The organism is Synechococcus sp. H60.1 (assembly GCF_047462335.1).
Lineage (GTDB): Bacteria > Cyanobacteriota > Cyanobacteriia > Thermostichales > Thermostichaceae > Thermostichus.
This window is the reverse complement of sequence record NZ_JANSJA010000062.1, coordinates 1-11,640: the sequence shown is the minus strand read 5'-3', so window position 1 is coordinate 11,640 and position 11,640 is coordinate 1. Positions and strand designations below refer to the sequence as shown.

Below are 11,640 nucleotides of genomic sequence, written 5' to 3'. Positions count from 1 at the left end.
GCCAAACCTTTGAACCAAAGGGAGAGCCAGATCCACTGCCACTGAAAATCAAGTTTTGCGCCTTCCAGGATGGCATTGTCTAGGTTGGATCCCTCCAAGTTGGCGTAGCTCAAATTGGCCTTCCTCAGATTGGCTTGGCTGAGGTTGGATCCTCCTAGATCCGCTCCAATGAGGCTGGCTCCACTTAGGTTTGCCCCGACCAGTTGCACCCCGTTGAGCTTGGCCCAATTCAAGTTAGCGCCGCTCAGGTCAACCCCACTCAAGTTTCTCTTGGAGGCTTGACCGTTGACGATCTCCCACACCAGACGCCACTTGGCCTCGATCTGGGTTGCAGGAGAAAGGATCACCCGCGGCAGACTGGCCAGCTCCAGATCTGCCCCCCTCAGGTCGGCGCCGCTGAGGTTGGCTCTGCCCAGATAGGCCCTACTCAGCTTGGCTCCGCTGAGATCGGCGTGGGTTAGGTTGGCCTCGCCCAGCTTGGCCCTCTTTAGATTGGCTCCACCTAGGCTGGCCTCGCTCAGATCTGACCCAATCAAATAAGCCTGGCTTAGGTTAGCTCCACTGAGCCTTACCCCGCTGAGGTCTGCCCGGCTGAGGTTGGCCTTTCTCAAGTCCGCCCCTCTCAAGTCTGTTTGGCTCAGCTCCTGCGAATGGGCGCCAGCATGGAAAATCATGAACCACCAGCTACTCTCCGGACTGGCCTCTACAGAAATCACCGTCCATCTCAAGCTAGGCAAGTTCAGGTCTGTCTTGCCCAGTTTGGCTTCGCTGAGGTCGGCCCCGATGAGGCTGGCCCCCCTTAGATCTGCGCCGTTGAGCTTAGCCCGTCTCAGCTTGGCTCCGACGAGGTTGGCTTGCGCCAACTTGGCCCCCACAAGCTTGGCCTTGGCTAGTTCGGCCTTGATCAAGCTGCTTCCACTGAGGTTGGCACCGCTTAGGTCTGCCCCGCTGAGATCCGCTTGGTTTAAGTTGGCCCCCCTCAGATCCGCCTGGCTTAGATTGGCTTTGCTCAACTCTGCCCACTGTAGGTCTACGCCGCAGAGGTTGGCCCCGCTCAGGTCGGCTCCCACCAAGTTCACGCCAGTGAGCCTGATCCCGCTTAGATTTGCCCAGCTCAAGTTTGCCCCGCTCAAGTCCGCCTGAGCTAGGTTTTTTCCCTGAGCGTGGCCGTTGACAATTTCCCAAACCAGCCGCCACTTGCGGTCTATTTGGGTTTCAGGGGAAAGGATGGCTCCCCGCAGGCTGGCCAGTTGCAGGCAAGCTGCGCTCAAATCGGCCCGACTGAGGTTGGCTCTCTCCAAGCTGGCCCACCGGAGGTCGGCTCCCTGGAGGTCGACTTCCTGCAAGTTGGCGCCGACAAGCCTTGCCCCCCTTAGGTCTGCTTGCGCCAAGTTGGCCCCCCGCAGGTCAGCCCAATCCAGGTTGGCCTCGCTCAAGTCCGCCTGAGCTAGGTTTTTTCCCTGAGCATGGCCATTGACAATTTCCCAGACCAGCCGCCACTTGTGGTCTATTTGGGTTTCAGGGGAAAGGATGGCTCCCCGCAGGCTGGCCAGTTGCAGGCAAGCTGCGCTCAAATCGGCCCGACTGAGGTTGGCTCTCTCCAAGCTGGCCCACCGGAGGTCGGCTCCCTGGAGGTCGACTTCCTGCAAGTTGGCGCCGACAAGCCTTGCCCCCCTTAGGTCTGCTTGCGCCAAGTTGGCCCCCCGCAGGTCAGCCCAATCCAGGTTGGCCTCGCTCAAGTCCGCCTGAGCTAGGTTTTTTCCCTGAGCATGGCCATTGACAATTTCCCAGACCAGCCGCCACTTGCGGTCAATTTGCGTTTCGGGGGAAATGACGACCCACTTCAGGTTGGCGTCTGCCAGATTGGCTCCCTGCAAGTTGGCGCCAATGAGATTGGCCCCCATCAGATTAGCTCCCTTTAAGTTGGCTCCTCTCAGATCTGCGCCGCTGAGGTCTGCCTGGCTGAGGTTGGCTCCAATCAGGCTGGTGTGGCTTAGATTGACCTGGCTCAGCCTTGCCCGAACTAAACTGGCCCCGCTTAAGTCAAGCCCCCTTAGATCTAGCCGGCTAAGGTTGACCCTCCCCAGATCTGCCCAGCGAAAGTCCCGCTCGCCGGCTCGATATCTCTCTTCAGGGTTTCCAACTGGACGTAGGGGAACGGGATATCTTTTTGCTACTTGCACCAGTTGAGGGATGCCAGAGTTCAGTAGGGTTTTCCAAACCGCAAACTGCACTTCCCAATCCAGGGGTTGTAGCATTGTCTGTAGAAAAAGCTTTCTGCTTCTTTCGCCAAAACTTCCAATAGCTCCATTTCCGCTAACGAGATCCCCCCTTCTAGGAACCAACTGAATAACCTCTGAACTACCGGCAACTTGTCCGCCCTCGCTGATAGCCACGGCCCACCCCCTGTTGGCTAGCTTCGTCTCTATTTTTACCTTGACCCTGGAGAGGTCTCAAGTCAAACTTGAGGGGTTCTCCGCAGGAAGTCAGTCTTAATCGAGTCTTAAGATTGTCTAGAGCATTTCAAGCACGCCAGGCTTGAGAAGAGGAGTTCAAACCTGGAAAAGGGATCCCTTGTGCTAGACAATTGAATTGATGGTTATTTCAAACTCGATTAAGACGTTCTCTAGGCACTCCGCGCTGCCGGTGCGTTTGCGACTGCGTTGTGTAGCAGTAACAACATAACGAACCGTTTCAGCTACCCATGCCTCAGTCGGTCTGGGCCAGGGGATCCCGGCAACGCTTGTAGTCAGCAGGTAGATAAAGGGTGTCGCGGCGGCCAAACCACTCGTAGCGGTGATCCCGGATCTGGGCGTAGCCCCAGTCTCCCAAAAGCTTAAGGCCGGGGAGGTTGCGGTAGAGGGCCAGCCACAGGGATCCGCTGGGCAAGAGGGCGGCAATGTGTTCGACGGCGTCGGATCCCTGCCAGCGGCGCTCTGGCTGCTCCAGGTCGATCAGGATCATCCCCAGTTCCATCTGCTCGGGTGGGATCCCCCATTGGGCCAGGGTGGCCGTGTCTTGCATGGGGGCGTAGCGAAACTGCTGGCCGCGATCCAGTTGCTCTAAAAGCTTGACCCCATTGGCGCAAAGGTTGCACAGGCCGTCGTAGATGACCAGGTAGGGCATAGGGATCCTCAGGCAGGGGGCTGGGCCAAAATCCGGGCTTGGTAGTCGGCCTCAGAAAGCAGTTGCTGCGGCTGCCGATCCAGGAACAACCGGCCCAAGAGGTGATCGTATTCGTGCTGGAAGATGCGGGCCGGAAAGTCCCGCCAGACCACCTGCTGCCGCGATCCCGCAGGGGTGTAATACTCCACCTCCACCTCGCGGGCACGGGCCACCAAGCCGCGGCAGTTGGGCACGCTCAAGCAGCCCTCCCACCCCAACACCTGCTCGTCGCTCAAGGCCAAGGGACGGGGGTTAATCATGACCAGGGGTTCCATCTGGGGTGCATCGGGATAGCGAGGGTTGGGACGGGAGGCCAGGATGAGGATCTGGAGAGGGGATCCCACCTGGGGAGCGGCCAGACCCACCCCTTGCGCCTCTTTCAAGGTGGCGAGCATCTCTTCAAGTAGGTTTTGCAAAGCCGGCGTCCCAAACTCGGCGACCGGCTCAGCCACTTGAGTCAGGATGGGATCCCCCAGTTGTCGCAGGCGCAAGGTCATAGCGTGCTCTCAGACCCCCTCTGCAGACTCTCCAGCATTTGCTAGCGATCTTTGCGGCTGGCTGCCGTCTCCAGAGCCAGCTTGGAGCGCTTCAGCCCTTCAGGAACGGGAATGGGGTAGTGACCGGTAAAGCAAGCCGAGCAAAAGGAATTGGGATCCCGACCTGTGGCGGCCAGCATGCCTTCCCAGCTCAAGTAGGCCAGTGAGTCCACCCCAATCTTCTCAGCAATTTCTGCCACCGAATACTTGGCGGCAATCAACTGATCTTGGCTGTCGGTGTCAATGCCGTAGAAGCAGGGATGGGTAACCGGCGGGCTGGAGATGCGCATGTGAACCTCGGTGGCCCCCGCCTGGCGCAGGGCCTTGACGATCTTTTGGCTGGTGGTGCCCCGCACAATTGAGTCGTCTACAATCACAATCCGCTTCCCCCGCAGCACGTCTTCGAGGGGGTTGAGCTTCATACGAATGCCCCGCTCCCGCATCGACTGGGTGGGTTGGATAAAGGTGCGGCCCACGTAGCGGTTTTTAATTAGCCCCTCGGTGTAGGGGATCCCCAACTGGCGGGCATAGCCAATGGCTGCCGGTGTGCCGGAATCAGGCACTGCTATTACCCAGTCAGCTTCCGCCGGGGCTTCTTTGGCCAGTTGTTCCCCCAGCCGCACGCGGTAGGAATAGAGGCTCTCTCCATGCATGCAACTGTCGGGGCGGGCAAAGTAGATCATCTCAAAGATGCACAGTTTGGGGTTGGCCTCCGCCCAGCGCAGGGATTGCAGCCCTTGACGGTCAATCCACACCAGCTCCCCCGGCTCCACCTGGCGCAGATAATCCGCCCCGATGATATCCAAAGCACAGGTTTCTGAGGCCAACACGTAGTGCAGTGGCTGGGCTTCTGGGTGGTTGAGCGTGCCGTTGCTGCAGAGGATCCCCAGCCTCTGCGGTTGCAGCAGCTCCTGTCTGGCGGGGTTGCTGCTCAAAAGCCCCAACACCAGCGGACGCACGCCGTAGGGATCCCGCGCCCCCATCAGGCCTTCTGGCGTGCCGATAACCAGACTGAAAGCCCCGCGGCAGCGGCGCAAGGCTTGACAGGTGGCTCCCACCCAGTCTTGACCTTGGTTCACTGCCTGGGCAATGGTGTGGGCAATACATTCCGAGTCGGTGCTACCGGTGAGGTGGCACTCGGCAGCTTCCAGTTCACGCCGTAGCTCTTCGGCATTGACCAAGTTCCCATTGTGAGCCAAAGCCAGCGGCCCCAAGCGGGTTTCCACAATCACCGGTTGGGCGTTGGCCATGCGGCTGGATCCTGTAGTGGAGTAGCGGGTGTGGCCTACTGCCAGATCGCCGCTGAGCTGGCCTAAGTTCACCTCGTCAAACACTTGGGAAACCAGCCCCATTGCCTTGTGCACTCGGCAAAAGGCCCCCTCAAAGGTGGCAATCCCCGCCGATTCCTGGCCGCGGTGCTGCAGGGCAAACAGCCCAAAGTAGGTCAGCTTGGCCACCTCCTCGCCGGGGGCCAAAATGCCGAACACGCCGCAGGCCTCTTTGGGCCCTTCCTGAGCTGGCGATGGTTCTGCTTCCACCTTTGCTGCCATGGATCCCCTCTTGCTGTGGCACTTATCAGTCTAACCCGAGCGCTCTTGAGATCTCACCGCCAAGGCGGATCCCATGCAGCAGGAACCACTCATAGTGTTTGCGAAAAGATGAGACTCTATCTATAGTGTTAGGAGGATCTGCGAGACTCGCCGTTAAGGGAGCAGGACTGTGCGGGTTTTCGAGTTGAACGCTGCCGAGACTCGGTTCTTCTAACAAACCCCCCAAGCTTGTGTTGTGAGGAGCCAAAGCCCATGAAACAGCCGTCCTCTGGATTCCGCCGCAGTTGGGCGCTAGCGGTCTCTTGGATGAAAGCCAGTGTAGCCGCCTTTCTGTCGTTGTCACTGGTGGCCTGCCAAGAAGATGGCCGCGAGCAACCCTCAGTCACCATTACTCCTGTGCCGGTAACGGTTGTGGCGCCAACACCCACTCCTTTTCTCGTCCCCAGTCCTGTCCCGACGCCTTTGCTCACCCCGACCCCCACTCCACTCTGGAATCCTTTCCCTAGCCCCAGTCCTTCCCCCACCGCATCTTTCTCAGCAGAGCCACCTTCGATTGCCGTGGTGGCCCTAACGGACGCCCGACAGACGGTGCCCTTCAATGTCTTGGTGGCCGTTACAACTCCTGCGGGTTTGGGCAGCGGCATTAGCTTCCGGGTGGAAATCCGACAGAACCCCCTCACCCTCACGTTTGATTTCACCGCCGCTGCCGCCGGCTGTCAGGTCAACAGCAGAACCTGCATCGGCACCCTTCCCATCACCATTCCGGCCTCTGCCCCCCCTGGAGATTACGAGGTTACGGCCATGGTAGCAGACAGCCAAGGCCGCATTGCCTCCGCCAAAGCCCCCTTGCGGGTACTGCCGACGCCCTCACCCACCCCAACACCAACCCCGACCGGCACGCCCAATCCTTTTCCCTCAGTGTCGCCTTCGCCCAGCCCTTCCCCTCGTCCCAGCCCTTCGTCCACACCAACGCCTAGCCCTAGGCCCACCTAACCATTCGCCAACCCCTGCAGGAGGCTTAGCCGGCTAGCATAGAGGTTAGGCCTGGCTCTGGATGGATTCCTGTCTTGATCCTGCTTGGGCCAAGGGGTTGCGGGCAGCAGGAGAATTCTGTAACAAGCTGCCAGGGTCAGCGCTCGGAAAGTGCCTTTCAACGCGCCAACAACCCCAACAGCTACTCCTTGGGTTCGGAGGATAACGATGCGCATTGCCCAGATTGCCCCGTTGCACGAGAGCGTGCCCCCCAAGCTCTACGGCGGTACGGAGCGGGTGGTTTCTTGGTTAACTGAAGAGCTGGTGCGACGTGGGCACGAGGTGACTCTATTTGCCAGCGGCGACTCCCAAACCCAAGCGCGTCTCATCCCTTTTCGGGAGCGGGCTTTGCGCTTGGATCCCACGGCTATTGACACGGTGGCTCCTCACATCCTGATGGTAGAGAAAGCCTTTCAGATGGCCGATGAGTTTGACATCATCCACGGCCACATTGACTACTACCCCTACGCCCTGGCCCGCCGCCACCCTCAAGTCTCTTTTTTGGCCACCCTGCACGGGCGGCTGGACATTCCGGAGCTGCAGCCTCTCTACACCGAGTTTCAGGACATCCCAGTGGTCTCCATCTCCAATGCCCAGCGGCGGCCCCTGCCCCAGGCGCGCTGGGTGGGGACGGTCTATCATGGTTTGCCCCTGAATCTGCACCGTTTCTATCCAGAAAAGGGAGATTACCTGGCTTTTCTGGGCCGGGTCTCGCCGGAGAAAGGGCTGGACACGGCCATTGAAATTGCCGCGCGGGCGGGGATGCCGCTGAAAGCTGCTATCAAAATTGACGCCGTGGATCGCCAGTACTATGAGTTAGAGATTAAGCCTTTGGCCAGCCGCCACCCCAATGTGGAGATCGTGGGGGAAATCACCGAACAGGAGAAGAGCGAGTTCTTGGGCAAGGCCTATGCGGTGCTGTTTCCCATCCGCTGGCCGGAACCCTTTGGGCTAGTCATGATTGAAGCGATGGCCTGTGGCACGCCGGTGATTGCCACTCGCTTTGGCTCGGTGCCAGAAGTGATGGCCGACCGCCGCTCCGGCTTTATTGTGGACTCGGTGGAGGAGGCAGTGGAGGCAGTAGAAAAGGTGGGATCCCTTGACCGAGCGGGGGTGCGGCAGGCGTTTGAGGAGCGGTTTAGCGTTGAGAGGATGGTGTCGGAATACGAAGCTCTCTACAACCAATTGGTGAACGAACGGCAGGAGCGCTCGAAGAAAGCCACCCCCGGCCTGTCAACCCTGCCTAGGTAAAGCTGGGGCTATCTGGGGGCTCCTGTTTTGCTCCTTTGGTTGGGTGGGAAGACGCAGATGGCCGAAGACATCATCCAGATTCAGGATCAGTACTACATCCGCGCCAGCGCTTCCTTGGTGGAGGCGCGTCCCCATGTCCTCAAGCAGGACAACTGCTTTGCTATTTTTGACCGCCTGGGCAACATGCGCCCCCTCGGCATCCGGGATCACGGCCTGTTCCGCGACGATACCCGCTTCTTGTCACGGCTGGTCTTGGATTTGCAGGGGAAACAGTTTTTGCTGCTCAGCTCGGAGGTGCGGGAAGACAAGGATATTCTGGCGGTGGATCTCACCAACCCCGAGTTCACCACCTCGGAGGGGCAGTTCATTGAGCAGGAGACGTTGCACGTCCTGCGCACCACTTTTTTATGGAACAACGTGGCCTATGAGCGGATCCGCCTTCACAACTACGGTTTGGAGACGCTCCGCGTGCCCCTTACCCTGCGCTTTGAGGCCGATTTTGCCGATATGTTTGAGATTCGCGGCATCCGGCGGACAAAGCGGGGACAACTGCTGCCGGCCCAGGTGAGCTCAGAAGGGGTAACCTTGCGCTACCGCGGCCTGGACGGGGTGGAGCGGCAAACCCGGATCCTGTTTTCCCCTCCTCCGGACGTGGTTTCGGAAAAGCTGGCGCAGTGGTGGGTGCCGCTGGCGCCGCAGGAGGAGCGGGACTTGGAGGTGAGGGTCGTCTGCAGCTACGGCGGCGAGGAGATCCCGCCTTTGACCTACCAGGAGGCGCTGCAGGCGGAGCGGGAGCAGCGGGCGGCGCTAAGAGCTCTGGCCCACCGCATCGATACCGGCAACGCCCAGTTTAACGAGTGGCTCAACGCCTCGCGGGACGACCTGGTGATGATGCTGGCCCGCACCCCCTATGGGCTCTATCCCCACGCCGGGGTGCCTTGGTTTGCCACGGTCTTTGGCCGCGACGCGCTAATCACCGCCTTGGCCACCCTCTGGTGGTTCCCCGACTTGGCCCGGGGGGTGTTGCTGTACCTGGCAGCCCACCAGGCGCAGGAGGTGGATCCCAGCCGCGATGCCGAGCCGGGCAAGATCCTGCACGAGCAGCGCTACAGTGAGATGGCCAAGACGCGCGAGATCCCCTTTGGCAATTACTTCGGCAGCATCGACGCCACTCCTTTGTTTGTGGTGCTAGCAGGGCGCTATGTGCGCCGCAGTGGGGATCTCGAGCTGTTGCGGCAGTTGTGGCCGAATATCGAGGCAGCTCTCCACTGGATGGACACCTACGGGGATCCCGACGGCGACGGCTTTTTGGAGTATGCCGGCAAAGCGCGGCGGGGCCTGCGCAACCAGGGCTGGAAAGACTCGGAAGATGCCATCTTCTATGCCGACGGATCCCTGGCCGAGCCACCCATAGCCCTGTGCGAGGTGCAGGGCTACGCCTACGAGGCCAAGCTGTTGGCGGCGGAGATGGCGGAGCTGTTGGGGCGGCACGAGCAAGCAGCGCAACTGCGGCAGCAAGCGGAAAAGCTGCAGCAGCGGTTTTGGGAGCAGTTTTGGTGCGAGGAGCTGGGCGGCTATGTCCTGGCTTTGGACGGGCGCAAGCAGCCCTGCCGTGTGCGCAGCTCCAACATGGGCCACTGCCTGTTTTCGGGGATCGCCCACCCGCAGCATGCCGAGCGCATCGCGCGGCAACTTTTGGAGCCCGCTTTTTTCAGCGGCTGGGGCATCCGCACCCTGGCGGAAGGGGAAGGGCGCTACAACCCCATGTCCTACCACAACGGCTCCATTTGGCCCCACGACAACGCCCTGATTGCAGCAGGTTTGGCCCGCTATGGCTACAAGGCGGAGGCAGCCCAAGTATTGACGGCCCTGTTTGATGCCAGCCAGTTTCTGGAGCTGCGGCGGCTGCCGGAGCTGTTCTGTGGCTTTCGCCGGCGCCAGCGGGAAGGCCCCACCCTCTACCCGGTGGCCTGTCTGCCCCAGTCGTGGGCAGCGGCCAGTGTGTTCCTGCTGCTGCAGGCCTGCCTAGGCCTGGAGATCGACGGGCTGGCCCAGCAGGTGCGCCTCACCCAGCCCACCCTGCCCCTGTGGCTGCCCCATGTAACTCTTGAGAACATCCAGGTGGGGCGGGGATCCCTGGACATCGGCCTGTATCTCCAGGCAGGAGGGGTGGGGATCAACGTCCTCAGGAGCACGGGGGAGGTGGAGCTGACGGTGAGGTAGGCTACCGCTCCTGCAGCATGTCCTGGATGGAAAGCTGATCCAGGTTCCAGAGAGGGCCGAGGATGGGGCGGGGATCCACCCCTTGCAGGCGGTTGCGCAGGGCCGAGAGCACCAGGGGGTTGAAGGTGCCGATCTGGGGCAGTTGTTCCTGGATGATCACTTGAAAGCGGTCGTAGAGGGCCTTGCGCTTTTCAAAGTCCAGCTCCCGCACCCCCGCAATAAAGATGCGGTCGATCTCCCGCTCCCAATCGCTCACTTCCACTCCTTCGGCGGGATTGCCGGGCAGATCCCCCAGGTTAAACAGGTGCAGGCGGCCATCGCTGCGCCAAATGTTGGAGCCGTTGTTGGGCTCGGTGCCGCCGCCGCCAAAGCCCAGCAACAAGGTTTCCCAGTCGCGGCTGTCGGTGCGCTGCACCACCGTGTTGAAGGCAATGGGGGTGAAGTCAACGGTGATGCCGATCCGCGCCAGGTCGGCCTTGATCAGGGCGCCGGTGGCCTCCCGCTGGTTGTTGCCGGCGTTGGTGATGAGACTGAAGCGGACGCGGTTGCCGTCGGGATCCCGTAGGTGGCCTTCGGCGTCGTAGGTATAGCCGGCAGCCAAGAGCAGTTGCCGCGCCTTTTCGGGATCGTAGTCGTAGGTGGGCAGGCCCTCTGCCGGGCTGAGGTAAAAGGGGCTGGCGGGGGAGAAGACCGAGTGCTGGATCTCGCCCAGCCCCTGCAGGACGCTCTCGACGTAAAATTGCCGGTTCAGGGCGTGGGCCACCGCCCGGCGGAAGTTCAAATCGTTGAACCAGCGGCTTTTGACGGGATCCACAAAGGGCCGCCCGGTTTGGGGGTTGCGGGCCCGGCTGAGGTTGAAGGCAAAGAAATTGTTGTTGAGGGTGGGGCCGAGATTGTAAATCCTGAACTGATCCCGTTCTTCTTCCCGCTTCAGGAGCTGAAAATCTCTGCCTCGCACCGAAAACACGTCGGTCTCGCCGGAGCGAAACTGCAACAGGGCCGTATCTTCCGAGTCCACGATGCGCAGGATGACCCGCTCGATGCGCGGGATCCCTTCCCCTTTCCAGTAGTAGGGGTTGGGACGGTACACCAGCCGCTGTCCGGGGGTATATTCCTGCAAGATGTAGGGGCCGGCCCCCACCAATTCCTGCACCGGCGTGTCAACTCCCCAGGTCTGGAGAAAGAGGGGGTTGCCCTGGCCGTCCACCTGCTCCACAGTGGGCTGCAGAATGTGCTTGGGCAAGAGAGGGGATCCGGCCTGCAACAGGAAAGGGGCAAAGGGCTCCGGCAGGACAAACTCAACCCGCCGCTCGTCCAAGGCCCGCACCTGGGGCAGCGCCCCCGCCTCGCCGATGCGCAACACATCCCGCGCCGAGGTCGGGATCCGCTCGTCAAAGATGATGCGGTTGAAGGTAAAGTCCACATCTGCCGCTGTCAGGGGCTCCCCGTCCGACCAGCGCAGCCCCTCCCGCAAGGTGAAGACATAGCGCAAGCCGTCCTCAGACACTTCCCAGCCTTCCGCCAGCTCCGGCTTGGGCAGGAGGGTATCTTCATCGAGGGTGACCAGGCCCGCCTCCAGGTAGGCGATGGCGTCGCGGCTGGAGCTCTCGGTGGCCAGATAGGTGTTGAAGGTTTTGGGATCCGAGGTGACGGTGGCAATCAGGTGGGGCGGGCGAGCGGGGGCAGCACAGGCGCTAAGCCAGAGAAGGAGGATCCCTAGGAATAGGGGGGCAAAAAGGCTGCTCTTGAGCTGCTCTGTTGAGGTATTGCTTTGGCCTGCCATTTCCTTTGCTGAGTATCCGAGCAAGTTTGAGGGGGCCCGCCGGCGGCCCAAGCGCTCCGCGCCGCTCACGCGACCACCCCCGGCCCCTCTCCCAGAGGGA

General features: G+C 60.9%; 8 protein-coding genes and 1 pseudogene. 3 read left to right on the top strand and 6 right to left on the bottom strand.

Features of this window, described 5'->3' with window-relative positions; translation table 11 throughout:
• The 5 genes and pseudogenes from NW852_RS03315 to purF all read right to left on the bottom strand — a co-directional run.
• A partial coding sequence (locus NW852_RS03315) for a pentapeptide repeat-containing protein (protein ID WP_414426466.1) occupies positions 1-1,904 on the bottom strand: 1,904 nt, incomplete at its 3' end.
• Between the two features lie 12 nt (positions 1,905-1,916).
• A pseudogene (locus tag NW852_RS03310) lies at positions 1,917-2,258 on the bottom strand (pentapeptide repeat-containing protein); the annotation flags it as partial.
• A gap of 451 nt (positions 2,259-2,709) precedes the next feature.
• Positions 2,710-3,126, bottom strand: a complete 417-nt coding sequence (locus NW852_RS03305; RefSeq protein ID WP_414366096.1) for a thiol-disulfide oxidoreductase DCC family protein — start codon at positions 3,124-3,126, stop codon at positions 2,710-2,712.
• Between the two features lie 8 nt (positions 3,127-3,134).
• A complete protein-coding gene (def, locus tag NW852_RS03300; protein WP_414371768.1) occupies positions 3,135-3,662 on the bottom strand; it encodes a peptide deformylase in 528 nt (175 codons plus the stop codon).
• Positions 3,663-3,703: 41 nt separating this feature from the next.
• The gene (gene purF, locus NW852_RS03295; protein WP_414426464.1) at positions 3,704-5,251 is read right to left on the bottom strand and encodes an amidophosphoribosyltransferase; all 1,548 of its coding nucleotides are present in this window, start codon (positions 5,249-5,251) and stop codon (positions 3,704-3,706) included.
• A 252-nt stretch (positions 5,252-5,503) separates the two neighbouring features.
• Between purF and NW852_RS03290 the strand changes: the two genes are divergently transcribed.
• The 3 genes from NW852_RS03290 to NW852_RS03280 all read left to right on the top strand — a co-directional run bounded on the left by NW852_RS03290 (position 5,504) and on the right by NW852_RS03280 (position 9,757).
• Positions 5,504-6,244 carry a hypothetical protein gene (locus NW852_RS03290; RefSeq protein WP_414371772.1) on the top strand — a complete coding sequence of 247 codons (741 nt, stop codon included), beginning with the start codon at positions 5,504-5,506 and terminating at the stop codon, positions 6,242-6,244.
• A gap of 207 nt (positions 6,245-6,451) precedes the next feature.
• Positions 6,452-7,534, top strand: a complete 1,083-nt coding sequence (locus NW852_RS03285) for a glycosyltransferase family 4 protein (RefSeq protein WP_414371775.1) — start codon at positions 6,452-6,454, stop codon at positions 7,532-7,534.
• Between the two features lie 57 nt (positions 7,535-7,591).
• A complete protein-coding gene (locus tag NW852_RS03280) occupies positions 7,592-9,757 on the top strand; it encodes a glycogen debranching N-terminal domain-containing protein (RefSeq protein ID WP_414426463.1) in 2,166 nt (721 codons plus the stop codon).
• 1 nt (position 9,758) lies between these two features.
• Here NW852_RS03280 and NW852_RS03275 read toward each other — a convergent pair whose 3' ends face one another.
• Complete coding sequence (locus NW852_RS03275) at positions 9,759-11,540, bottom strand: ABC transporter substrate-binding protein (RefSeq protein ID WP_414334655.1); 1,782 nt, start codon at positions 11,538-11,540, stop codon at positions 9,759-9,761.
• Positions 11,541-11,640: the final 100 nt, after the last annotated feature.